General features: G+C 67.6%; 22 protein-coding genes. 4 read left to right on the top strand and 18 right to left on the bottom strand.

The window, feature by feature from the left end; translation table 11 throughout:
* The first annotated feature begins 98 nt into the window (after positions 1–98).
* Genes Q9Q79_RS05210 through Q9Q79_RS05220 form a run of 3 tightly spaced genes read left to right on the top strand, consistent with a single transcriptional unit; the run spans position 99 to position 2,570 of the window.
* A complete protein-coding gene (locus Q9Q79_RS05210; protein WP_012479357.1) occupies positions 99–1,184 on the top strand; it encodes a L,D-transpeptidase in 1,086 nt (361 codons plus the stop codon).
* A gap of 17 nt (positions 1,185–1,201) precedes the next feature.
* Positions 1,202–1,927, top strand: a complete 726-nt coding sequence (locus tag Q9Q79_RS05215) for a murein L,D-transpeptidase catalytic domain family protein (protein WP_005408415.1) — start codon at positions 1,202–1,204, stop codon at positions 1,925–1,927.
* 34 nt (positions 1,928–1,961) lie between these two features.
* Positions 1,962–2,570, top strand: a complete 609-nt coding sequence (locus Q9Q79_RS05220) for a HutD family protein (RefSeq protein ID WP_005412516.1) — start codon at positions 1,962–1,964, stop codon at positions 2,568–2,570.
* 147 nt (positions 2,571–2,717) lie between these two features.
* Here Q9Q79_RS05220 and Q9Q79_RS05225 read toward each other — a convergent pair whose 3' ends face one another.
* The 13 genes from Q9Q79_RS05225 to Q9Q79_RS05285 form a co-directional block, all read right to left on the bottom strand.
* On the bottom strand, positions 2,718–4,322 hold the full coding sequence (locus Q9Q79_RS05225; RefSeq protein WP_065183148.1) for a sulfite reductase subunit alpha: 1,605 nt from the start codon (positions 4,320–4,322) through the stop codon (positions 2,718–2,720).
* Positions 4,319–5,290, bottom strand: a complete 972-nt coding sequence (locus tag Q9Q79_RS05230; RefSeq protein WP_049459152.1) for an FAD:protein FMN transferase — start codon at positions 5,288–5,290, stop codon at positions 4,319–4,321. Before Q9Q79_RS05230 ends, Q9Q79_RS05225 begins: the two co-directional genes overlap by 4 nt.
* 54 nt (positions 5,291–5,344) lie before the next feature.
* Entirely contained in the window at positions 5,345–6,148 is an 804-nt protein-coding gene (locus tag Q9Q79_RS05235; RefSeq protein ID WP_049459151.1) for a DUF4198 domain-containing protein, read from the bottom strand.
* Between the two features lie 122 nt (positions 6,149–6,270).
* Positions 6,271–6,789, bottom strand: coding sequence for a DUF2271 domain-containing protein (locus Q9Q79_RS05240; protein WP_005408420.1), 519 nt, complete (start codon positions 6,787–6,789; stop codon positions 6,271–6,273).
* A 26-nt stretch (positions 6,790–6,815) separates the two neighbouring features.
* A complete protein-coding gene (locus Q9Q79_RS05245; protein WP_005408421.1) occupies positions 6,816–7,454 on the bottom strand; it encodes a PepSY-associated TM helix domain-containing protein in 639 nt (212 codons plus the stop codon).
* Between the two features lie 199 nt (positions 7,455–7,653).
* Positions 7,654–10,074 (bottom strand): TonB-dependent receptor, encoded by a 2,421-nt coding sequence (locus tag Q9Q79_RS05250; protein WP_201861908.1) that lies wholly within the window; start codon positions 10,072–10,074, stop codon positions 7,654–7,656.
* A gap of 146 nt (positions 10,075–10,220) precedes the next feature.
* Positions 10,221–10,622, bottom strand: coding sequence for a hypothetical protein (locus Q9Q79_RS05255; protein ID WP_024958212.1), 402 nt, complete (start codon positions 10,620–10,622; stop codon positions 10,221–10,223).
* 164 nt (positions 10,623–10,786) lie between these two features.
* On the bottom strand, positions 10,787–11,464 hold the full coding sequence (locus Q9Q79_RS05260) for a Fe2+-dependent dioxygenase (protein WP_049430447.1): 678 nt from the start codon (positions 11,462–11,464) through the stop codon (positions 10,787–10,789).
* A gap of 10 nt (positions 11,465–11,474) precedes the next feature.
* Positions 11,475–12,194: a tetratricopeptide repeat protein gene (locus Q9Q79_RS05265; RefSeq protein ID WP_099562715.1), complete on the bottom strand. Its 720-nt coding sequence runs from the start codon at positions 12,192–12,194 to the stop codon at positions 11,475–11,477.
* 68 nt (positions 12,195–12,262) lie between these two features.
* A complete protein-coding gene (locus Q9Q79_RS05270; protein ID WP_005408426.1) occupies positions 12,263–14,569 on the bottom strand; it encodes a TonB-dependent receptor in 2,307 nt (768 codons plus the stop codon).
* 152 nt (positions 14,570–14,721) lie between these two features.
* Complete coding sequence (locus Q9Q79_RS05275; protein ID WP_005408427.1) at positions 14,722–15,126, bottom strand: hypothetical protein; 405 nt, start codon at positions 15,124–15,126, stop codon at positions 14,722–14,724.
* A 201-nt stretch (positions 15,127–15,327) separates the two neighbouring features.
* Complete coding sequence (locus tag Q9Q79_RS05280; RefSeq protein WP_012479365.1) at positions 15,328–15,660, bottom strand: non-heme iron oxygenase ferredoxin subunit; 333 nt, start codon at positions 15,658–15,660, stop codon at positions 15,328–15,330.
* Positions 15,657–16,196: a GNAT family N-acetyltransferase gene (locus tag Q9Q79_RS05285; protein ID WP_005408429.1), complete on the bottom strand. Its 540-nt coding sequence runs from the start codon at positions 16,194–16,196 to the stop codon at positions 15,657–15,659. Before Q9Q79_RS05285 ends, Q9Q79_RS05280 begins: the two co-directional genes overlap by 4 nt.
* A gap of 206 nt (positions 16,197–16,402) precedes the next feature.
* On the opposite strand from Q9Q79_RS05285, the gene Q9Q79_RS05290 reads away from it, so the two are divergent.
* Positions 16,403–17,053 carry a transposase gene (locus Q9Q79_RS05290; protein ID WP_012479366.1) on the top strand — a complete coding sequence of 217 codons (651 nt, stop codon included), beginning with the start codon at positions 16,403–16,405 and terminating at the stop codon, positions 17,051–17,053.
* Positions 17,054–17,068: 15 nt separating this feature from the next.
* Here Q9Q79_RS05290 and Q9Q79_RS05295 read toward each other — a convergent pair whose 3' ends face one another.
* Genes Q9Q79_RS05295 through sufB form a run of 5 tightly spaced genes read right to left on the bottom strand, consistent with a single transcriptional unit; the run spans position 17,069 to position 22,227 of the window.
* Positions 17,069–18,325, bottom strand: coding sequence for a cysteine desulfurase (locus tag Q9Q79_RS05295; RefSeq protein WP_099596510.1), 1,257 nt, complete (start codon positions 18,323–18,325; stop codon positions 17,069–17,071).
* On the bottom strand, positions 18,322–19,584 hold the full coding sequence (gene sufD / locus Q9Q79_RS05300) for a Fe-S cluster assembly protein SufD (RefSeq protein WP_043034185.1): 1,263 nt from the start codon (positions 19,582–19,584) through the stop codon (positions 18,322–18,324). Before sufD ends, Q9Q79_RS05295 begins: the two co-directional genes overlap by 4 nt.
* Entirely contained in the window at positions 19,584–20,348 is a 765-nt protein-coding gene (sufC, locus tag Q9Q79_RS05305) for a Fe-S cluster assembly ATPase SufC (protein WP_043034184.1), read from the bottom strand. Before sufC ends, sufD begins: the two co-directional genes overlap by 1 nt.
* A 2-nt stretch (positions 20,349–20,350) precedes the next feature.
* Complete coding sequence (locus tag Q9Q79_RS05310; protein ID WP_043034183.1) at positions 20,351–20,755, bottom strand: hypothetical protein; 405 nt, start codon at positions 20,753–20,755, stop codon at positions 20,351–20,353.
* Positions 20,752–22,227 carry a Fe-S cluster assembly protein SufB gene (gene sufB / locus Q9Q79_RS05315; protein ID WP_005408435.1) on the bottom strand — a complete coding sequence of 492 codons (1,476 nt, stop codon included), beginning with the start codon at positions 22,225–22,227 and terminating at the stop codon, positions 20,752–20,754. Before sufB ends, Q9Q79_RS05310 begins: the two co-directional genes overlap by 4 nt.

Consider the following 22,227-nt stretch of genomic DNA (forward strand, 5'->3'; position numbering starts at 1 on the left):
GTCGCCGGGCAGTTTCATTTCCGGCGCCTGGTTTTGCCGCGGCCACCACGGGCCGATGGTGTACGGTGGCCGCACCGCATGGAAAGGACCCCCGCTGGATGCTCCCGCTCCGCCCCACCACCCTGATGCTCGCCCTTGCACTGGCCCTGCCGCTGCTGGCCCATGCCGCTGCGCCGACAGCGGCTGGCAAGCCCACGGCTGCCGCAGCCAGCAGCGCTGAAGTGCGCGGGCCGACCGACCTCAAGCCGGGCGAATACCTCTGGCATCCGGAAATCTCGCCGACCGGCCCGATCGTGCTGGTGGTCAGCCTCGATGAGCAGCGCGCCTACGTCTACCGCAACGGAATTGCCATCGGCCTGACCACGATCAGCTCGGGCAAGGCCGGGCACGAGACGCCAACCGGCGTGTTCACCATCCTGCAGAAGGACAAGGACCACAGGTCCAACCTCTACAACAGCGCGCCGATGCCGTACATGCAGCGGCTGACCTGGGACGGCATCGCCCTGCATGGCGGCAGCCTGCCCGGGCATCCCGCCTCGCACGGCTGCGTGCGCCTGCCGCAGGCCTTCGCGCAGAAGCTGTTCAGCGAAACCCAGCGCGGCGATACCGTGGTCGTGGCCGATGCCAAGAGCTCACCGATGACCCTGGCCTATCCGTCGGTGCTGGCGCCGGTGAACGCGCGCGGTCAGGCGCTGCCGGAGGCCGAGGGCGGAGCCCCGGCACAGGCTTGGTGGGACGACAGCGCGGCGCCGGCCGGGCAGGTCGGCATCCTGGTCAGCCTGCACGACCAGCGCCTGTACGTGCTGCGCGATGGCGTGATGATCGGCGAGTCGCCGCTGAAGGCTGACGCCCTGCCGGCGTTCCAGGGCACCACGCTGTTCGTGATGGGGCAGGGTTACAGCGACACCCCCAGCCCGCTGGACGTGAACCAGCGTCTGCACCAGTGGACGGCCTACCCGTTGCTGGGCCAGGACCGTGCCCAGGCCACGCCGGACCTGCTGGCCACGCCCTCGCTGCCGATGGCGCTGCCGGCCGATTTCGCCCGCCAGCTGTACCAGGTGCTGGTGCCGGGCACGACCCTGCTGGTGACCTCGCTGCCGGCGGTCCGCCCAAGCCCGGCTGAATCCGGAATGCAGCCGGTCTTGGAATCCGAGCCGCCAGGGTCCACCCTCAAGGGCAACTGAGTGCCCTCGTTGTGCCCATGACTGCATCCCGCCTGTGCCGGCTGGCCGCGTTCGGCCTGCTGGCGACCTCGGCCAGCGCCCCGGCGCTGGCACAGACGCCCGCCCTTGCCACCAGCGCCGATGATCTGGCTGCCCTGCTGTCGCGCAGTGCGCCCAAGGCCGACCGCCACGTGTTGCAGTTGGCGGCGCACGCCATGCGCTGTGCGCTGCAGCGGCCGGAACTGGGCATCAATGGTGATCGCCTCAGCGTGATCGACTATTCGCGCCCGTCCACCGAGCCGCGCCTGTGGGTGTTCGACCTGGCCCACCAGCGCCTGCTGTTCGAGGAGTGGGTGGCGCATGGCCGCAACAGTGGCGAGAACCGCACCGAGCACTTCTCCAACCGCGATGGCAGTTTCATGTCCAGCCTCGGCGCGTTCACCGCGCAGGAGACCTACATGGGGGGCAATGGATATTCGCTGCGCCTGGCCGGGCTGGAACCGGGCTTCAACGACCGCGCGCGTGACCGAGCCATCGTCATCCATGGTGCGCCATACGTGAATCCGGCTGCCGCGCAGCTGCAGGGGCGGCTGGGCCGCAGCCTGGGTTGCCCGGCGGTGCGCCTGTCGGTGGCCAGGCCGCTGATCGATGCGTTGCGTGGCGGCACGATGGTGTTCGCTTACTACCCCGACCAGGATTGGCTGAAGCACTCGCAGCTGCTGGCCGGCGGGTGCGGTGGCCAGGGCACGCTCGCCACGCGGTGATGCACGACGGCGCGCGGCATGATGCAATGCGCCGATGAACATCGACTCCCTGCTGCACACTCCGAGCCAGGTGATCTCCAGCCTGGACTACCGCCGCGAACGTTGGCGCAACGGCCTGGGCTGGACCCGCGAGATCCTGCGCCTGCCCGCGCAGGGCGATGACTGGGCGCTGCGCCTGTCGGTGGCCGAAATCGAACAGGATGCCGCGTTCTCTGCCTTCCCCGGCGTGGAGCGCGAACTGGTGTTGCTGCAGGGCAATGGCGTGCGCCTGCGCTTCGACGATGGACGCGTGGCGGAAGTGCTGCCGCCACACGGACGAGTGCGGTTTGCTGGTGAGGAGACACTGCACGGGGAACTGGTCGATGGCACCACCCACGACTTCAACCTCATGTGGAAGCGCGAGCTGCTGCAGGCCGAACTGCTGCACCGGCCGCTGGTGGGCGCGATGTTCTTCTTCTGCGAACCGGGCGTGGCCTGGGCGCTGCATCTGCTGGCCGGTCAGGCGGAGTTTGGTGCCGACAGCGGGCTGCCGGCGTTGCAGGCGGGCGATACCGCATGGTTGGCGGCCGGCGAACGTCAGCGGCACGCGTTGCAGGGCGGTGGCGAGTTGCTGGCGATACGGGTCAGTGCAGCAGCGGGATGATTGCTGGGCGCCGGTGGGCGCCATCCACGCATGGCGTGGATCTACAGCTGTGAGGTTGTCACCATGCCTGGGCACGCCGTCATGGTGCGGCTGTGGTTGGGGTCAGAGCCCTTTCCTGCGGAAAGGGATCCGACCCCGATGGTTCGTTCAATACACATCGCGCCGGTAACGACCGGCCAGCAACAGCGCTTCCTTGCCCGCAGTACCCAACACCTGCTCGATCACCGCATCCACCGCCGGGGCCATGCCCTGCAGGCTGCCGCAGACCAGGATCGTCGTGCCTTCATCCACCCACTGCCGCAGCGTTGCCGCTTCGGCCAGCAGCCGGTCCTGCACATAGCGATGCGCGCCGCCATCTCGGCTGAACACAGCATCCAGCCGCGCCAGCGTTCCGCTGGCCAGCATCGCCTGCAGTTCTTCACCGAAATGGAAGTCGTGCGCGGCGGTGCGCTCACCGAACAGCAGCCAGGTGCGGCGCGCGCCACTCCGGGCACGTTCGTGCAGATGCGCGCGCAGGCCGGCGATGCCGGTGCCGTTGCCGATCAGCAGCAGCGGCACATCGGCGGGCACGCCATGGAAATTGTCGTTGCGGCGCAGACGCAGCTGCACCGGTTCGTCGATGGCCGCGTGGTCGCACAGCCAGCCACTGCCGATGCCCGGTGTTCCATCGGCGCGCAGTTGGCGGCGCAGCAGCAGCTCCACCGCACCGTCGGCCATCACCGAGGCGATCGAGTACTCGCGATGCGGCAGCGGCTGCAGGGTCGCCAGCAATGCAGGCAGATCACCCGGGGGAACCAATGAGGGCAGGTGCGAGCGCGCGACGCGTGCCAGCAACGTCTGTCCGTCATCCAGCACGATGTCCGCGTCAAAGCGTTGTGTGTCCAGCCAGGCACGCACGGTGTGCGATGCGTGCTGTGGGCCGATCTCGGCGATGTCACCGGCCTGCCATTGCGCATCTGCATCGGCTGGGGGCTGCAGGCGCAACCAATACACGGGGCCGCCGGGGCTGCCCGGGTTCAGATGCTCGCGCTGCAGCAGCGTCCACGGCTGGTACTCGGCCGGACTCCAGTCGGGCAGTTCGCTGGCGTTACCGCCGAGTTGTCCCAGCAACTGCTGCCAATGGCGCAGCGCCGCCGGATCGGCGTTGTCGACTTCGATTGCATCGAACAGTGGATGCGCGCCGTGCTGGCGCAGCCATTGGTCGAGCTGGTGACCGAATCCGCAGAAGTGGCCATAGCTGCGGTCGCCCAGTGCGAGCACGCCGTAGTGCAGATGCTGCAGCGAGGGCGGCGTGGACATCACCCCGCGCAGGAACGGCAGGGCGTGGTCGGGCGGATCACCTTCGCCGGTGGTGCTGGCGATGAACAGCGCGCGCTGGCTGCCGGCCAGCAACACGGCGTCGACCTCGTGCAGTCCGCGCACGCGCACGGGCACGCCGGCACCGCGCAGGGCCTCGGCACTGCGTTCGGCCAGTTCGCGGGCGAAGCCGGTCTGGCTGGACCAGACCAGCAGGATGGGCGCGGTGTCTCCGCTTGCGGCATCGTCGCGCGGGCGCCCACGCCACCACAATGCAGCGCAGGCCAGCGCGTACAGCACCGTGGAGAGCACCGCGATCTGCGACTGCCGCGCAGGTGGCGCGCCCTGCCACCAGGCCTCACCGAGGTGCAGGCGCAGCAGCGCCCAGCCGATCAGCGCCAGCAGAAGCAGGACCAGCGCGTTGCCGAGCCACGCGCGCGACGGCCGGGTACTCATGGGCTCTGCTCGTCGAGCAGGCGCTGGAAGGCGCTGCTGAGGAATTCCTGCGGGCCGTCTGCTGCACGCTGCAGGTAGCGTGCAGCCAGGCCTTCGCGCTCGGCCAGCGCCATGCCCTGTTCGCGGCCCAGCACGGTCAGTGCGGTGGCCCAGGCATCGGCGTGCATGGCGTCGTCGGCCACCACGGTGACTGCCGCGGCAACCTGGCGCACCGGTCTGCCCGAACGCGGGTCCAGGCTGTGACTGTAGGCCTCGCCATCGACCTGGTACTGGTGCCAGCGATCGCCGGAGGTGGCCACCGCCTTGCCCTCCAGCGCCAGCACCCGCAGCGGGGTATTGGTGTGCGCATCTTCTTCCGGCGCGGACTCCACCAGCACGCGCCACGGCTGGCCGTCCGGTTTGCGGCCGTAGCCGGCCAGTTCGCCGCCGACTTCGACCAGCGCGGCAGTGATGCCCTGTGTGCGCAGCCACGCAGCGACATGGTCGACGCCAAAGCCCTTGGCGATCGCGGAGAGATCCAGTTCCAGCCCACCCGGTTGCAGCAGCGCATCGTCCTGCCACTGCAGGCGCTGCCAACCGCAGCGATCGCGCGTGGCCTGCAGGGTAGCGTCGTCGGGCTGGCGGCGTTCACCGGCATGTGCACCGAAGCCCCACAGGGCAACCAGCGGACCGACGGTGGGATCGAAGGCGCCGCCACTGGTGGACGCGATCGCCTGTGCGCAGGTCAGAACGTGGCGGGTCTCGGCCGGCAGCACGCACCATTGGCCCGCGTCGGCGCGGTTGTAGCGGCTCAGGTCCGAACCGGGCTCCCAGGTACTCATCTGCGCGACCACTTCGTCCAGCCGCGCCTGGATGCCGGCGTGCAGCGGGTGCAGGTCGCGCTGGCGCGGCGCGACCAGCGACACGCTCCAGGTGGTGCCCATGGTGGTGCCGCCGAGGCGGGCGATGTCGAGCAGGGAATCGGTCATGGTGATGCGTTGCGGGTGCGATGCCGGGGTTGCCCGGCATCGCGGTTCGCGTCATTACTGCGGCAGCACTTCCAGCGTGGCGACGTAGCTCAGGCGGCGCTTGGCGGCCTGCTTCACCGACGTCTTGTTGTCCTCGGTGCCGGTTTCCAGCCAGTACATGCCGGCTTCCGGCCAGGTCACCTTGATCTCGCCCTTGGCATCGCTGGTCAGCTTCAGTTCGTCCTGCGCGTTGCGGTAGCGGGTGGCGCCACGCACGATCTCGAATTCCAGGCCGGCGGTCGGCTTGCCGTCAACCAGCACGCGGAAGGTGGCTTCCTCGCCGGCGAACAGGTCGTTCGGGTGACCGACCGCAACCAGCTCGATGCCACGGTTGGTCGGCTTCAGCGCAGTGTCGTTCGGCGCGCCGTTGGTGACGAAGGTTTCCACGCGACCGATTGACTGGCTCACTTCCAGCTTCTTCGCGTCCTTCGGCAGTTCGTCAAGGGTCGCGACGCTGCCGCGCCAGCGCTTGCGCTCGCCGTTCTGCTCGTAGGTGGCGAACAGGCCATCGTTGACCGACGCGATGCGGTAGGTGCCCGGCTGCTTCAGTTCGATGTCGAACACGCTGCGGTACTTGCCGGTCGACGCGTTCTGCGGCTGCACGGTGCTGCCGTCCGGTGCGGTGATCACCAGCGATTCCAGGCGCAGCGGCACGTGGTTGAAGTAGAACAGATCGTTGGAGACCGCACCGTCGACGGTGATCCACGGCGCGTTGCCGGCGATCACGGTCTGCGAGGGCAGCAGCCAGGCCTTGTGGGCCAGGGCGGAGAAGGGAAGGGCAGCGGCCAGGGCGGCGGCGAGGACGAGCGTGCGCTTCATGCGGAAGACTCCAGTTGGAAGGGGTCGGATCCCTTTCCATCGGAAAGAGCTCTGACCCCGGGGGATAGGGCGATGGGGTCAGAGCCCTTCCTGCGGAAGGGACTCGACCCCGGCTCAGGCGATTACGGTTTGACGGCGAGGGTGACCTGGCCCAGTTCGGTGGCGCCCTGCGCCTTGCCGTTCTGCGCGGCGGTGGCCGGCCAGGTGAAGGGGATCTTCAACAGCTCGCGGCCGCCGACTTCGCGCACCGCTTCCACCACCAGGGTGTAGTTGCCCGGGGCCAGCTGCTTCAGTGCCGGCTGCCTGTCGTTGAACGACAGCGCGTGCTTGCCGGCCGGGCGGGTCGGGCCGGTCACGCCGTCCACCGGCACCTGCAGGGTGCGGCCACTCTTGCGCCACCACTGGCGCAGGTCGGGCAGCCACTTGGTGCCGTGGCCTTCGCTGTTGCTGGTCTGCTGGTACCAGACCGAGAGGTTGGCCGCGACCTTCTGGTCGGCGCCTTCCAGCCACACGGCCACATACGGCCGGTGGTATTCGGCCACGTTGAGCTTGGGCACTTCGACGTTGATGTCGAGGGTGGTGGCATAGGCCGGCGAGGTGGCCAGCAGGCCGCTGAGGGCGATGGTCAGGGTGACGCGCATGGGGCGGCTCCGGAAACGGGGAAAAGTCAGTGGATCAGCAACAGGGCGATCAGCAGCGGGATCATCAGGCCGAGGCCGACCAGCGGCCAGGTCATGCGCCGCTGCCGCGCATGCAGGTGCAGCAGGAACAGGCCGGTGATGCAGAACACCAGGCAGGCCACGGCGAACAGGTCCAGGAACCAGCCCCACGCCGGGCCCGCGTTGCGGCCCTTGTGCAGGTCGTTGAGGTAGGACACCGCGCCGCGCGAGGTCGATTCGTATTCCACCGCGCCGGTCTCGCGATCGATGCTCAGCCAGGCGTCGCCACCGGGGCGCGGCAGCGACAGGTAGATCTCTTCGGGCGACCACTCGGCCGGTCGCCCGCCGATGGCGATGCCCAGCTGCGTGTCCAGCCATTGCCGGGCAGGGCGCGGAATCGGTGCGTTGCCGTCTTCGCGCGTGCCGAGCTGTCCAAGCAGCGCGGCCGGCAGTTCCAGATGCTGGTTCTGCACCTCGGGCTTGGCCTCGATCTTCGCGGCATGGTTGAGGGTCAGGCCGGTCACCGCGAACAGCAGCATGCCGATCAGGCACACCGCCGAGCTGATCCAGTGCCACTGGTGCAGCGTCCGCAGCCAGAAGCCACGGTTCTGTTGCTGCTGCACGGTGGAAGAGGCAGGACGGCTCACGGCACGGTTCGAGGCGGACGGGGACTGCCCATTACATCATTGATGAGAATAGCTCGCAATTGCGTGTCGTTCTGTATCCCTGGAGCAGATCTGGCGGGTTGCCGGCCAGCGGCCGGCACTACCGATCGGTAGATCCAGGCCATGCGTGGATGAAGCGATGCCGACCAAGGTCGGCACCCACCGGGGAAGGGCACGGCGATCAGAACTTCGCGTTCAACGAAATCCAGTAGCTGCGGCGCTGGTCCTTGGTCGCGTAGTCATCCACGCAACTGAACTCGCTGGGATTGAGCAGCAGGCACGACTGCGAAACGAAGTCCTTGTCGAACAGGTTGTTGACCCGTGCATTGACCGTCAGCCACGGCGTAGCCTTCCAGCTGCCCCCCAGGTGGAAGATCGTGTAGTCCTCGTAATAGCGCACGTGGCGGGTGCCGGCACTGTCGATGAGGGTGTCGCGATAGCGGTCGTAGCGGCCTTCGCCGATCAGCGACAGGCTGATCGCTTCGTTGATCTGCCAGTTGAGGCTGGCGTTGGCCATGTGCTTTGCCGGCGTGGTGCCTGAGATCGGGCGTCCCTTGTCGGGGCCGCTGGTCTGCTCGCTCCTGGTCCAGGTGTAGTTGCCGCGCAGCTGCAGGGTGTCGAGCAGGTCGACATGACCGGCCAGTTCCGCGCCGCGGGTCTCGGCCTTGTCGATGTTCACGCTCTGGGTGAAGGTGCTGTAGCCCAGTGCTGCCCAGCCTGGGCCGATGTCCACGCAGTAGCCGCTGCCGGCGCGCGCCACTTCGCAGTTCGGGAACGTTCCGCCGCTGGCGATCTTGTCTTCGAACGTGTTGAAGAAGCCGGTGACGTTGAAGCCCCAGCGCTGGCCTTCGTAGTAGGCGGCCAGCTCGTAGTTGGTGCTGGTTTCAGGCTTGAGGTTCGGGGAACCGACCAGCGGCAGCACGCCCTGGCCACCGAAGCCGGTGATGCCCGGGAACAACTGGTCCGGTCGCGGGGTCTTGTAGCCGGTGCTGACGCCACCCTTGAAGGTCCACGCATCGCTGGCGTTCCACACCAGGTAGCCACGCGGACTGACGTGGCTGCCGAACACGTTGTGGTCGTCGTAGCGCAGGCCGAAGGTAGCGGTGAGGGTATCGGTCAGCGCCCAGTTGTCCTCGGCGAACAGCGCCCACATGCGGTGCTTCTGCCTGGTGTTGCTGCGATAACCGGCGCCATCCATGCCGAACACGCCGTCGATCATGTCGGTGTCGTTGTACTGGCCGCCGACGGTCAGCTTGTGCGCGCCGAAGTCGAGGTCGAGCATCGTGTCGAGCACGTAGCCTTCCAGTTCCATGGTGCGCAGCGGACGCGGCAGGAACGCCTGCAGGCGCGCCATCTCGCTCGGGTTGAGCGCGGCCAGGGCATTGCCACGGCCGGCCGCACAGTTGTTGGCGGCGCCGGTGCGGCGGCAGACGTCATTCCACAGCGTCTGCAGGTTGGCGCGCTCGTCCAGGGTCAGCGGCAGCGAACGGCCCAGGTTGCTGCTCTTGCTGTGGGTCAGTGAGGTCTGCCAGGTGCCGAAGCTGTAGCGGCCCTGGTGGGTCAGCGACAGCTGATCGCGCTCGTAGCGCTGGTAGGCGGTGTAGCCCACGCGCGGCTGCACCACGCGGCGGGTGACGGTGCCGCTGCCGTTCGGGTTGGGGATGACCGCATTGCCGATGCGCCACAGGCTGGCCAGGCTGTCCAGCGTGCCGGTCTGGCCTTCGCTGTTGTCGTACTTCTGCCGCGACAGGTCGTAGTCCAGCCACAGTTCGTGGTCATCGTTGACCCGGAAGTCCAGGCGCACGCCGGTATTCCAGTTGGTGTTGGCCACCGACTTGCCACCGCCGCCGAAGCCGATGCTGCGCTCCCACAGGCTGCCGTCGGGCAGGGTCAGTGCGTCCCACTCCGGATTGGAGGCCTTGGCGTCGTAGTAGCTGCCGCGGACCGCCAGGCTGAGGCGGTCCTTCAGCAGCGGGCCGTTGAGGTACAGGTCGGTGGTGCGCGCATCACCGAACTGGTCATCCTGCTGCACGGTGAAGCCCTGGGTCACGGCGCCGTGCCAGCGGTCCTGGTTGCGTCGGGTGATGATGTTGATGACGCCACCCATCGCGTCCGAGCCATACAGCGTGGACATCGGGCCGCGCACGACTTCGATGCGCTCGATCGCGTCCAGCGGCGGCAGGTAGGCGAACTGGCCGCCACCGAAGTTGTTCGGATAGATCTGGCCGACATTGCTCTGGCGGCGGCCGTCGATCAGCACCAGGGTGTACTCGGACGGCAGGCCGCGCATCGACACGGTGGCGCGGCCGTTCTTGTCGGTCGCTTCCAGGCCGACGTCGATGCCTTCGACGTCGCGCAGCGCGTCGACCAGGCTGGTATACGGGCGCTTGCTCAGTTCCTCGCGGCTGACCACGCTGATGCTGGCGGGGGCATCGATCACCTTCTGCTCGAAGCCGGAGGCGGTGACCACCACCTTGTCCAGCGTCTGTGGCGCGCCGGTAGCGTCACCGTGGGCGAAGGCAGGGGCGGTCATGGCTGCCAGCACGGCGCTGGTCAGCAGGGTACGGGACAGGGACGAACGGACACGATGGCGCTGGGCCATGGCAGTAACCTCGAAGGTTGCAGGGTGGTGCGATGCCAGGCGCGAACGGCGCGGCATGCACGGGGAGGCCCGGTCAGGGGCGGCAGGGATGAAGCAGGCAGCGGCGCGCGGGTGCGACCGCGCAGGCGGTCACGCGGGGCCGTGAATCAGGCGAGCGGCGGCGCCTGGCCGCGTTGCTGGCGGCGCCCGGGCGCATCGGCCCAGGGCGTGTCCGGAGCAGCCAGCGGCCAGTCCGGGCGCACGCCGGGCATGGCCGGCGTGGCAGGTACGAGTTCAAGCTCGGTGCGCAGCCATTGGCTGGCCAGCAGCAACGGCGGGCGTGCCTTCTCGGCTGATTTCACCGGAGCGGCAGCACAGCGGCGCAGCTTGGCCGGTGCCTCTTCCTGCAAGGCGCCTTCGCCGCCGCGCTCTTCCAGCGGCATCTGCACGGCCATTCCGGCCTGGCCGAGTGGCAGCAGCGGCAGGGTGCCCAGCAGCAGGGCCAGCATCGCCACCCACGCCAGCAGGCTGGCCAGCGCAGGACGCTGGCCGCGCATGGCGGTGCCCATCTTGCGATGGATGAGTGGACGAGGGCGAAGCGGGCGCAGCAAGCAGGGGTCCCCAGGGGTCTGCCGGCAGCGGCCGGCATCAACGGGGCGTGATTGTAATGAGAGCTGTTAGCCGTTGCAAATGAGAATGATTGCCAAAATGTCGCGGGCCAGCCGGACGGGGCTCAGACCTCGCTCCAGCGCCGCAGCAGGTTGTGGTACACGCCGGTCAGCTGCAGCACCGCCCCGGCGTCGCCGCCGGTCTGCCGCAGGCGCTCGATCGAGCCGTCCATTTCCCATAGCAGGCGGCGCTGCACATCGTCGCGGACCATGCTCTGCACCCAGAAGAACGAGGCCACGCGCGCGCCGGCAGTGACGGGGCGCACCTGGTGCAGGCTGCTGGACGGGTACACGATCAGGTCGCCGGCCGGCAGCTTCACTTCGTGCTCGCCGTAGGTGTCGCTGATGATCAGTTCGCCGCCCTCGTACTCGTCCGGCGCCGACAGGAACAGGGTGCAGGAAATGTCCGAACGCAGCTGTTCGCCGTTGGCCAGGTTCATCACCGCGCCATCAACATGGAAGCCATAGGTGCCGCCACCGCTGTAGCGGTTGAAGCGCGGCGGCAGGTATTTCAGCGGCAGCGCGGCGCTGAAGAACAGCGGGTGCCGGGCCAGCGCGACGAGGATGATCTCGCCCAGTTCGCGGCGCAGCGGTGAGGCCTCGGGCAGCTGCTGGTTGTGCTTGGCCTGCGCGCCCAGATGGCCGACGGTTTCGCGGCCATCGGTCCAGTCGGCGGCATCCAGTCGGCGGCGAAAGTCGGCCACCTGGTCGGCGCTGAGAATGTCGGGGATGTGCAGCAGCATGCGGGACTCCTCAGAGGGACGGCGGCGCGACCAGGGCGCGGACCTGTGGATGCGGCGACGCGGCCAGTTCGGGCACGATGTGCGCCATGAACGCCGGGCTGCCGTGGGCCAGTGCGAGCCGCAGCCAGTGCACGGCCTGCTCGACCTGGCCGGCCTGCAGCAGGATCGAGGCGTAGTTCGCCTGGCCGCGGAAATCACCGGCTTCGGCCGCGCGCTGGTACCAGGCCAGCGCTGCCTGCGGATCGGGTGCGGTATCCAGCCCGTCTTCGAGGTGGCGGGCCAGCAGGTTCATCGATTTGGCATGGCCCAGGTGTGCGGCACGGGTGTACAGGGCCAGTGCCTGCGCGCGGTCCTCGGGCACGCCGCGGCCGGTGGCCAGCAGGTTGGCCAGGTTGTACAGGCCCCAGTCCAGCCCGGTGTCGGCCGCGCGCCGGTACCACACCGCGGCGAGTGTCGGGTCGGGGGCGGTGCCCTGGCCCAGTTCGTGGCAGCGGCCCAGCATGTTCATCGCCATCGGCGCGCCGTTGTTGGCGGCGGTTTCGTACCAGAGCCGCGCCGCCGAGGCGTCCTGTGTGGTGCCTTTGCCTTCCATGTGCATCTGCGCGAGCAGCAGTTGTGCCTCGACCTGCCCGGCCTGCGCGGCGTCGCGCACGCGTGCGAAGGCAGCCTGCGGATCGTGCTGCAGCAGCTCGGCCAGAGCATCGCTGTCGATGGGGGTACGGGTTGCCATGGGGTGAGTATCGCCGGAAACAAAAACGGCGGCAGGAGAGCCTGCCGCCGTGGTGGAGCGCAGTTACATCAGAACTTCACGTTCAGTGCCAGGGTGGCCGAGCGACCCGGGGCGATGCTCGCGTAGTGCGAGGCATAGGCCTTGGTGAAGTAGGTCTTGTCGGTCAGGTTCTGCACGTTGAGCTGCAGGCTGATGTTGTCCTGGATCGCGTAGCTGGCCATCGCGTCGAAGCGGGTGTAGCTGGCAATCCACTTGGTGTTGGCGACGTCACCGTACTGCTTGTCCGAGTAGAACGCACCGGCGCCGATGGTCAGGCCGATCGGGAAGCGGTAGGTGGTCCACAGGTTGGCGCTGTGCTTGGCGGTGTTCGGGAACTCGTTGCCGTTGTTCGGCGACGGCACGTAGACGTTGGACGGGCAGGTGCGGCCCACCGGTGCGCCACAGACGAAACCGTTGTCCTTCAGTTCCGAGTCCAGGTAGGTGTAGCCGCCGTACAGGCTCCAGGCATCGGTCAGCTGGCCGGTGAAGCCCAGCTCGAAGCCGTTGATTTCCTTCTTGCCGGCGTTCTGGCTGGTGCCGTTGTCGATGGTCACACGTGCGTTGTTCATCACGGTGTGGAAGATCGCGGCAGTCAGGTTCAGGCGCTTGTCGAACAGGTCCCACTTGGTGCCCAGCTCGAGGTTCCTGGTGTCCTGCGGCTTGAGGTCGGCCACGGCGGCGCTCAGGCCGTCCGAACCGTCACCACCGTCCATGCCCGGCGGGGTCGAGGAGGTGCCCCAGGACAGGTAGATGCTGCCGTTGGCGGCCGGCTTGAACACCACGCCGGCCTGGTAGTTCAGGAAGTCGTTGCTGTTGCGCACGCGGGTCGGTGCCTTGCCGGCCACCGGAGTGGTCAGGGTGGTACGGAAGTCGTCGTAGCGCAGGCCGAGGTTGATCATCCACTGCTCATTGAGCTCGATGGTGTCGAACACGTAGGCCGAGGTGGTCTTGGTGCGCTGCTCGACGTCCAGTGCCTTGTCGCTGCGATAGACGATCTGACCGGCCGCCCACGGATCGTTCGGGTTCGGATTGTTGAAGTCGGTGCAGTTGTAGCCGGTGGCCGCGCCGGACACCTGGCAGCGAGTGCTGTTGGCGCTGTTTTCAAGGGGATTGGCGGTGCCCGGCGACATCAGGTAGCTGCCACGGGTCATCTTCTCGTCGCTGTACTCCACGCCCGCGCTGTAGCTGTGCTTGAGCGCGCCGGTCTGGAACGCACCGGTCAGGCCCAGCTGGTCGGCGAAGCTCTTGACGTCGACCGCACGGGTGTTGGTGCGACGCCACAAGGTGCCGTACAGGTTGGGGTTGCCCTTGCTGTCGTCCGGCTGGGTCCACAGGTAGTCGTTGCTGGTGTTGCCCAGGCGCGCGATGTTGCGCAGCTTGTGGCCGCCGAAGTCGTAGCTGGCATCCAGGGTGCTGATGTCGGCGCGGGTGCGCTGGAAATCACGGTCGACCAGGCCGTAGTAGTTGTTGCGGTCCGGCACCATCGGCCGGCCATCACCGTTCTTGGCCACGTTCGGGCCGCTGGAGAACGGATTGCTGTAGGGGAAGCCACCCGCGTCCGGCAGGTCATCGCTCTGCATGTGGTAGTGGCTGGCGATCAGCTGCGCCGGTCCGTTCAGGCCGAACGCGATCGACGGCGCGATGCCCCAGCGGCTGACGTTGGCGGCGTCGCGGCCGGCGATGTCCGATTCGTGCTTCATCAGGTTCAGGCGGGCGGCGATGCCATCGCCCAGCACGTAGTTGGCGTCCACCGTGCCGCGCGCGTAGCTGTCGGTGCCGATGCCCATGCTGGCGCTGGTCTCGTTCTTCAGCTTCGGCGTCTTGCTCACCAGGTTCAGGCTGCCACCACCGGAGTCACGGCCGCCGTAGGCCGAGCTCGGGCCCTTGACCACTTCCACCTGCTCCAGGTCGAAGATCTCGCGGGTCTGCGAGCCGACGTCGCGCAGTCCGTCGACGAACACGTTGCTCTGCGAATCGAAGCCACGGATGAAGGGGCGGTCACCGGTCGGATTGCCGCCTTCGCCGGCACCGAAGGTGATGCCCGGCACCATGCGCAGCGCATCCTGCAGGTTGGTCGCACCGGTTTCGGCGATCAGCTTCTCCGACACGATCGACACCGACTTCGGGGTGTCCAGCAGCTCGGCGGTGAACTTCGGCGAGGACGGGTTGAACCAGCTGCCGCGCACCTGCACCTTGTCCAGCTCGGTGGCGTTGCGGGAACCGGCGTCGGCGCCGTCGGCAGCCTGCGCAGCCAGCGGAGCAAAGCCCGCGGCCAGGGTGGCGGTGGCGAGCAGGGAAACGCGCGGGGCGTGCTTGCGGGACGTGATGTGGGTCATGGCGGTGGGTAGTGGCTTGGATCGGGAAAGGGCGAGCGCGAGCCGGCGCAGATGGGCATGCGGCGACAGGCGGGAGGTGGGTGCTGTAGAGCCGAGCCAGGCTCGGCTGGCGGGAAACGCAATCAGGCGCACGGCAACGGCCGCAGGGCGCCTCAGCTGGCGTGCGGTGCGGGCGGTGCGTGGCCGGGGTTCAACCGCAGCGCGGGATCATGCAACTGCCAGCGCAGGGCATCGGAGCGCCACAGCGGGATACGCGCGACCAGAGCGGCGCGTGCAGGGACCAGACCGGTGCAGGGCGAGGTGCCCTCGCCATCAAACGGAGGCTCCGGTGCTGGTGCGGCGTGCTGCGGGCATTCGTCGGCTGGCGGTTGCGGCAGCGGCATCGCCTGCAGCAGATCTTCAGCGTGTGCCTGCCAGCCGTGCGCAGCCGGATCGCCGCCACGCCCCTCGTGCAAGGCCGACCAGCCCAGCAGCAACGTCAGCAGCACGGCCACGAGCAGTGGCCACCCTTGGCGGGCGAGCTGGCACAGCGTGGCGGTGGGCGCGGGCGAAGCCATGGCGCAGGGGCGATGTCGTTACGAAGATGTTACGTAGAATAACATCAACGATAATGATTCGCATATGCGCAATCGGGTTGCCGATCTGGATGGCCTGGAAGGGCCTTGGAGGGCCCCTCAGTGCACTTCAGTGGATCCGCCCCATGGGTGGATGCTCTCCCGCGAGGCGCCCTCTGGGGGCTCTCCGGGCCGAGCGCCGCCTCAATCCCGGTCGTCGCGGGTCCAGACCGCGTCGTGCTCGCGCTTCACCGGAAACTTGGGCACCGGGGTATAGGCCGGGGCACACAGGGCGCGGCCGTCACGAACGTCGAAACGCGCGCCGTGCAGCACGCACTCCACGCTGCCTTCGGTCGTGTTGAACTCGCCCGAGGACAGTTCGAACTCTTCATGCGTGCACTGGTCTTCCAGTGCGTACAGCTCGCCGTCGAGGTTGAATACCACGATCGGCGTGCCGGTCACTTCGTCGAACACGCTCTTCATTTCACCCGGCAGCAGCTCGTTGCCGGCACAGACAAAGGTCCAGGCCTCGCTCACGCGGCGGCTCCGTTCAGCGGCTTTTCCAGGATCTCGAAGCGCAGGTCGTCGCGCTTGGGGATGCCGAAGCGTTCGTCGCCATACGGGAACGGCTTCTTGATGCCGGTACGGCTGTAGCCGCGGCGCTCGTAGAAGGCGATCAGCTCGTCGCGCACGTCGATGACGGTCATCTGCATCACCGGTACGTTCCATTCGCGCGCGGCGTGTGCTTCGGCGGCGTCCATCAGCTGCTTGCCGACGCCGCCGCCCTGCTGGGCCGGATCGACCGAGAACATGCCGAAGTAGCCCTTGCCGTCGACATCGGCGACGTGGGCGCAGGCCACCAGCTGGTCCCCGCGCTCGGCCAGCAGGATGGTCGAGCGCGGGCGGTCGAGGTCGGCCTGGATGCCTTCGGCGTCGATGCGGGCGCCATCCAGCAGGTCGGCTTCGGTGGTCCAGCCGACGCGGCTGGCGTCGCCACGGTAGGCCGAGGTGACGAGGGCGATCAGGGCGGGGATGTCGGCCGGCGTGGCGGCGCGGAAGGTCAGGGTGCTCATGGCCCCATTCTAGGTGGGGTGTGGGCGGGCGCAAATGGGGGAGGGGGCAGATCCCTTTCGCAACGCGGAAGGGATCTGACCCCGGCGTCTACTGACCCAACGGCAGGCCATGGACCGACTGGCACGGGCGCGGAATCGGCAGATGCTCGGGGTCGGATCCCTTTGCGCAGCGAAGGGCTCTGACCCCCTGTTACCAGGAGCTGCCCATGCCGAGGCCACGACGGGTCGATGCACCCGGATATCCGCAACATGTCGTCCAGCGCGGCAACAACCGCCAGCCCGTGTTCTTCACCGATGGCGACCACGTCGCCTACCTTCGCCTGCTGTGTCATCACGCGCACCAGCAGCATTGCCGGGTTCACGCCTATGTGTTGATGGGCAACCACATCCATCTTCTGGCAACGCCTGATGTCTGCGGCGGGCTGTCACGGATGATGCAGGCCGTGAGCCGGACCTACGTACGTCGGGTGAATGAACGGCAGGGCCGCACCGGCACGTTATGGGAAGGGCGCTTCCACTCCACGGTGGTGGATTCGGATCGCTATCTGCTGGCCTGCCAGCGCTACATAGAGCTCAACCCGGTTCGGGCGGGGAAGGTGGCGCATCCCGGCGACTATCGTTGGTCCAGCTATCGCGCCAATGCGCGTGGCAGGCCCAATGCGCTGCTCGAGCCGCATTCGGCATTCGAGCTGATGGGTTCTGATGCGGATGAACGGCGCAGGCGCTATGTGGAGTTCATCGAGGCGGGCATTCCGGCGGGGGATCTGCTGGCGATCCGGCGGGCATTGCAGTCGCAACGGCGGCTGTCGGGAATGCTGGTGGGGTCAGAGCCCTTTCGCATCGCGAAAGGGCTCTGACCCCGGTGTGCCGGCTCAGCCCAGCAGCTTGCGCACCTTGGTAAGCGCGGTCATGAAGCGCTCGATCTCGGCGTGGGTGTTGTAGAACGCCAGCGAGGCACGGCAGGTGGCCGCCACACCGAAGTACTGCAGCAGCGGGTGCGCGCAGTGCTGGCCTGACCGCACGGCCACACCCTCCAGGTCGAGCAGGGTTGCCAGGTCGTGGGCATGCGCGCCGTCGATCAGGAACGAGACCACGGCGGCCTTCTCCGGTGCTTCGCCGATGATGCGCAGACCGTCGACGCGGCGCAGCTCTTCGGTGAAATGCGCCAGCAGTTCAGCCTCGCGTGCTTCCACGTTCTCCTGGCCAAGCTGCTGCAGGTAGTCGGCGGCCACGCCCAGGCCGATGAAGCCGGCGATGTTCGGGGTGCCGGCTTCGAACTTGTGCGGGGCATCGTTGAACACGGTGCCGTCGAAGCTGACTTCCTTGATCATCTCGCCGCCGCCAAGGAACGGCGGCATCGCATCCAGGTGCTCGCGGCGCGCCCACAGCGCACCGGTGCCGGTCGGACCACACATTTTGTGGCCGGTGATGGCGTAGAAGTCACAGCCGATCGCGGCCACGTCGACCTTGCGGTGCGGCACGGCCTGCGAGCCATCAACCACGGTGATGATGCCGCGCTTGCGCGCTTCACGGCAGATCTCGCGCACCGGGTTGACCGTGCCCAGCACGTTGGACACGTGGGTGACCGCCAGCAGCTTGACATTCGGGGTCATTGCCGCGCGCAGCGCATCCAGATCGAGTGCGCCGTCAGGCGTGATCTCGGCCACGCGGATGGTGGCGCCGGTACGCTGTGCGACCAGCTGCCACGGCACGATGTTGGCGTGGTGTTCCATGCGCGTGATCAGGATCACGTCGCCGGCCTTCAATCGCGGCAGGGCCCACGAATACGCCACCAGGTTGATGGCGAAGGTAGTGCCGCTGCACAGCACCAGGTCGCTGGGGCGCACGTTGAGGAAGCGTGCCAGCGTGTTGCGCGCGCCTTCGTAGGCGTCGGTGGCTTCGCTGCCCAGTGCATGCACCGCGCGGCTGACGTTGGCGTTGTAACGGCGGTAGAACTCGTCCACCGCGCCGATCACCTGCACCGGCTTCTGGCCGGTGTTGGCATTGTCGAAATAGACCAGCGGCTTGCCGTGCACTTCACGCATCAGCAGCGGGAAGTCGAGGCGGACGCGATCCCAATCGGGCGCGCCGGTGCGTTCTTCGATCGGGCGCGGGGTGGACAGGTTCATGCCACACCCGCTTCGGCCAGGGCCTTGTCCAAACGGCGTGCCAGCTGCTCGCGCAGGGCTTCCGGCAGGATCTTCAGCGGCTCGTGGCAGAACGCGGCGCTCAGCAGTGCCTGCGCCTGTGCCTGCGGCAGGCCGCGCGAGCGCAGGTAGAACAGCGCGTTGGCATCGAGCTGGCCGACGGTGGCGCCATGCGCGGCCTTCACTTCATCGGCGTCGATGACCAGCGTCGGCTGGGTATCGATCTCGGCGTCGGCCGACAGCAGCAGGTTCTTGTTGGACAGGTTCGCATCGGTGCCGTCGGCGCCTTCGCGGATCTGGATGCCACCATGGAACACCACGCGGCTGCGGTTGGCGGCAACGCCACGCCACAGCAGCTCGCAACTCGTATCGCGCGCGATGTGGTCGATGCCCAGGCGGGTCTCGACGTGGCGTCGGCCATTGCCGAGCAGTACGCCGTTGGCGGTCAGCTGGGCGTTGTCGCCTTCCAGGCGCACGTTCAGTTCGTGGCGGCTGAGTGCTGCGCCCAGTTCCAGGTCGACGCGGTGGTACTGCGCGTCGCGGGCCAGCACCGCGTCGGTACGCAGGAAGCTGGTCTGGCGCGCGCTGCCGGCCTGCACGCGGGCGTGCTTGAGCACGGCATCGCGGGCGACATGGGCGTGCAGCACGGTGTTGTCCAGGTGCGCCGAATCGCCGACGCTGAGGCGGTGCTCGACCACGCCCAGGCTGGCGCCGGCACGCAGTTCGATCAGGTGGCGGTGGTGCCAGGCCAGGTCGGTATCGCCGGCGACGCTGGCGAACACCAGCTGCAGCGGCGCTTCGACCTGCACGCCTTCGTCCACGCGCAGCACCACGCCTTCATCGGCCAGCGCGGCATTCAGGCGAGCGAAGATCTCTTCGCTGCGCTCGTAGCGGCGCCCAAGGAAACGCACGGCGTCTTCGCCGGAGGCCAGTGCGGCCGACAGCGGCTGCAGCTGCACGCCGTCCGGCAGGACCTGCACGTCGCTCAGCGCGGCATCCAGGCGGCCGTTGACGAACACCAGGCGCGGTGCCGGGATGTCCTCCAGCAGCGCGGCGTCCAGCGCCGGGCCCTGCAGCGGTGCAGCCGCGAACGCACGGCGTTCCAGCTGGCGCAGCGAGGTGTACTTCCAGGCTTCGTTGCGCGCGGCCGGCAGGCCGTCACGCAGGGCCGCGTCCAGCACTTCGCGGCGCGCGTCGCTGCCGCAGAAGGCCTGGGCCATGGAGTCGAGCAGGGCGCTCATCAGACCGCCGCCTCGCGCACCACGCGATCCTTGAGGAAATCGTAGCCGTGCGCTTCCAGTTCCAGCGCCAGTTCCGGGCCACCGGTCTTGACGATGCGGCCATCGGCCAGCACGTGCACCACGTCCGGCTTGATGTAGTCCAGCAGGCGCTGGTAGTGGGTGATGACCAGGAACGAACGGTCGGCGGCACGCAGCGCGTTGACGCCGTCGGCCACGCTCTTCAGCGCGTCGATGTCCAGGCCCGAATCGGTTTCGTCCAGGATCGCCAGCTTCGGCTCGAGCACGGCCAGCTGGAAGATCTCGTTGCGCTTCTTTTCGCCACCGGAGAAGCCTTCGTTGACGCCACGGTGCAGCAGCTCGTCCTTCAGGTGCAGCACGGCCAGCTTCTGGCGCACCAGCTTGAGGAACTGCATGGAGTCCAGTTCGTCCTCGCCACGCGCCTTGCGCTGCGCGTTCAGCGCGGCGCGCAGGAAGTAGGTGTTGTTCACACCCGGGATTTCCACCGGGTACTGGAACGCCAGGAACAGGCCGGCGGCGGCGCGGGCTTCCGGGTCCTGGTCGAGCAGGTCGCTGCCGTCGAACTGCACGCTGCCTTCGGTCACTTCATAGCCGTCACGGCCGGCCAGGACATTGCCCAGGGTGGACTTGCCGGCGCCGTTGGGGCCCATGATGGCGTGCACCTGGCCGGGCTTAACATCCAGCGACAGGCCCTTGAGGATTTCCTTGTCGCCGATGCGGGCGTGGAGGTTTTCGATCTTCAGCATGGTCATGGCTTGGTAGGTTTCGGGGCTGCGGGGTCGATGCGGACGATCTGCACCGTGCCGTTGCCGGGCTGCCCAGGTTGAGCGGGGAGGGCGGAGAAAACCACGATGATCTCTTCACCGGGTTCTTGCAGGCAGGAGACTGCGAGGGAGGCCTGTCGGATGGATTCGGCAGCGGCGCGATCCAGCTCACGGTTGCCCGAGCTCAGGCGAGCCCGGATCGCGCCGAAGCTGCCGTCCTGCTGCGTTGTCAGCACTATCGAAAATTCTTTCGGCGCGGAGATGACCGTGCTGGCGGGCAATTTGACCGGGGTGGCACCCACCAGGTCTTCGGGGGTGCAGGACGCGTTGGCGAAGGCCCAGGGCGAAAGGCCCAGCAGCAACAGTGCGGGCAAAGACGTACGCATCATCCGACGCTTCCTTCCAGCGAGACTTCCAGCAGCTTCTTGGCCTCCACCGCGAACTCCATCGGCAGTTCGCGGAACACCTGCTTGCAGAAGCCGTCGACGATCATCGACACCGCGTCTTCCTGGCTGATGCCACGGGCGCGGCAGTAGAACAGCTGGTCGTCGGAAATCTTCGAGGTGGTGGCCTCGTGTTCGACGGTGGCGCCCGGGTTCTTCACCTCGATGTAGGGGAAGGTGTGCGCGCCGCACTGCTTGCCGATCAGCAGCGAATCGCACTGGGTGTAGTTGCGCGCGCCATCGGCGTTGCGGTCCACCCGCACCAGGCCGCGGTAGGTGTTCTGGCCACGGCCGGCACTGATGCCCTTGCTGACGATCTTGCTCTTGGTGCGCTTGCCGACGTGGATCATCTTGGTGCCGGTGTCGGCCTGCTGGCGGTGATGGGTCAGCGCCACGGAGTGGAACTCACCGACCGAGTCGTCGCCGAGCAGCACGCAGGACGGGTACTTCCAGGTGATCGCCGAACCGGTTTCGACCTGGGTCCAGGTGACCTTGCTGCGCGCGCCACGGCATTCGGCACGCTTGGTGACGAAGTTGTAGATGCCGCCGACGCCGTTCTCGTCGCCCGGGTACCAGTTCTGCACGGTGGAGTACTTGATCTCCGCGTCTTCCAGCGCGACCAGCTCGACCACCGCCGCGTGCAGCTGGTTCTCGTCGCGCATCGGCGCGGTGCAGCCTTCCAGGTAGGACACGTAGGCCTTGTCCTCGCACACGATCAGGGTGCGCTCGAACTGGCCGGTGTGGCCGGCATTGATGCGGAAGTAGGTGCTCAGTTCCATCGGGCAACGCACGCCCTTGGGAATGAACACGAAGCTGCCGTCGGAGAACACCGCCGAATTGAGCGCGGCGAAGTAGTTGTCGCCTACCGGGACCACGGTGCCCAGGTACTGGCGGACCAGTTCCGGATGTTCCTTGATGGCCTCGGACATCGAGCAGAAGATGATGCCCTTCTCGGCCAGTTCCTTGCGGAACGTGGTACCGACGGACACCGAGTCGAACACCGCGTCCACCGCCACGCCTGCCAGCTTGGCACGCTCGTGCAGCGGCACGCCCAGCTTGTCGTAGGTGTCGAGCAGTTCCTTTGGCACGTCATCCAGCGAGGCGTACTTCGGGCCCTTGGGCGCGGAGTAGTAGCTGAGCGCCTGCAGGTCGATCGGCGCGATCTCCAGCTTGGCCCAGTCCGGCATCGGCATGGTCAGGAAGTGGCGGTAGGCGTCCAGGCGCCACTGCGTCATCCACTCCGGCTCGTCCTTCTTGGCCGACAGGGCACGGATGGTGTCCTCGTCCAGGCCCGGCGGCAGGGAGTCCGATTCGATCTCGGTGATGAAGCCGGCCGAATACTTGCGGCCGAGCTGCTCGTGGATCTCGCGGTTGGGGGTGTCGTCGTGGGCGACGTTTTCGATGGTTTCGGTGGCCAT

Origin of the sequence: Stenotrophomonas sp. a6 (genome assembly GCF_030913325.1) — a bacterium.
Taxonomy (GTDB): Bacteria; Pseudomonadota; Gammaproteobacteria; order Xanthomonadales; family Xanthomonadaceae; genus Stenotrophomonas; species Stenotrophomonas maltophilia.

What these genes read in the sequence shown, in the direction of transcription:
- Q9Q79_RS05220 (WP_005412516.1), top strand. Translation starts at nt 1,962, where the DNA reads ATGAACATCGACTCCCTGCTGCACACTCCGAGCCAGGTGATCTCCAGC.
- Q9Q79_RS05235 (WP_049459151.1), bottom strand. Translation starts at nt 6,148, where the DNA reads ATGAAGCGCACGCTCGTCCTCGCCGCCGCCCTGGCCGCTGCCCTTCCC.
- Q9Q79_RS05215 (WP_005408415.1), top strand. Translation starts at nt 1,202, where the DNA reads ATGACTGCATCCCGCCTGTGCCGGCTGGCCGCGTTCGGCCTGCTGGCG.
- sufC (WP_043034184.1), bottom strand. Translation starts at nt 20,348, where the DNA reads ATGCTGAAGATCGAAAACCTCCACGCCCGCATCGGCGACAAGGAAATC.
- Q9Q79_RS05290 (WP_012479366.1), top strand. Translation starts at nt 16,403, where the DNA reads ATGCCGAGGCCACGACGGGTCGATGCACCCGGATATCCGCAACATGTC.
- Q9Q79_RS05285 (WP_005408429.1), bottom strand. Translation starts at nt 16,196, where the DNA reads ATGAGCACCCTGACCTTCCGCGCCGCCACGCCGGCCGACATCCCCGCC.
- Q9Q79_RS05240 (WP_005408420.1), bottom strand. Translation starts at nt 6,789, where the DNA reads ATGCGCGTCACCCTGACCATCGCCCTCAGCGGCCTGCTGGCCACCTCG.
- sufD (WP_043034185.1), bottom strand. Translation starts at nt 19,584, where the DNA reads ATGAGCGCCCTGCTCGACTCCATGGCCCAGGCCTTCTGCGGCAGCGAC.
- Q9Q79_RS05210 (WP_012479357.1), top strand. Translation starts at nt 99, where the DNA reads ATGCTCCCGCTCCGCCCCACCACCCTGATGCTCGCCCTTGCACTGGCC.
- Q9Q79_RS05265 (WP_099562715.1), bottom strand. Translation starts at nt 12,194, where the DNA reads ATGGCAACCCGTACCCCCATCGACAGCGATGCTCTGGCCGAGCTGCTG.
- Q9Q79_RS05260 (WP_049430447.1), bottom strand. Translation starts at nt 11,464, where the DNA reads ATGCTGCTGCACATCCCCGACATTCTCAGCGCCGACCAGGTGGCCGAC.
- Q9Q79_RS05255 (WP_024958212.1), bottom strand. Translation starts at nt 10,622, where the DNA reads ATGGGCACCGCCATGCGCGGCCAGCGTCCTGCGCTGGCCAGCCTGCTG.
- Q9Q79_RS05310 (WP_043034183.1), bottom strand. Translation starts at nt 20,755, where the DNA reads ATGATGCGTACGTCTTTGCCCGCACTGTTGCTGCTGGGCCTTTCGCCC.
- sufB (WP_005408435.1), bottom strand. Translation starts at nt 22,227, where the DNA reads ATGGCCACCGAAACCATCGAAAACGTCGCCCACGACGACACCCCCAAC.
- Q9Q79_RS05225 (WP_065183148.1), bottom strand. Translation starts at nt 4,322, where the DNA reads ATGAGTACCCGGCCGTCGCGCGCGTGGCTCGGCAACGCGCTGGTCCTG.
- Q9Q79_RS05230 (WP_049459152.1), bottom strand. Translation starts at nt 5,290, where the DNA reads ATGACCGATTCCCTGCTCGACATCGCCCGCCTCGGCGGCACCACCATG.
- Q9Q79_RS05270 (WP_005408426.1), bottom strand. Translation starts at nt 14,569, where the DNA reads ATGACCCACATCACGTCCCGCAAGCACGCCCCGCGCGTTTCCCTGCTC.
- Q9Q79_RS05295 (WP_099596510.1), bottom strand. Translation starts at nt 18,325, where the DNA reads ATGAACCTGTCCACCCCGCGCCCGATCGAAGAACGCACCGGCGCGCCC.
- Q9Q79_RS05250 (WP_201861908.1), bottom strand. Translation starts at nt 10,074, where the DNA reads ATGGCCCAGCGCCATCGTGTCCGTTCGTCCCTGTCCCGTACCCTGCTG.
- Q9Q79_RS05275 (WP_005408427.1), bottom strand. Translation starts at nt 15,126, where the DNA reads ATGGCTTCGCCCGCGCCCACCGCCACGCTGTGCCAGCTCGCCCGCCAA.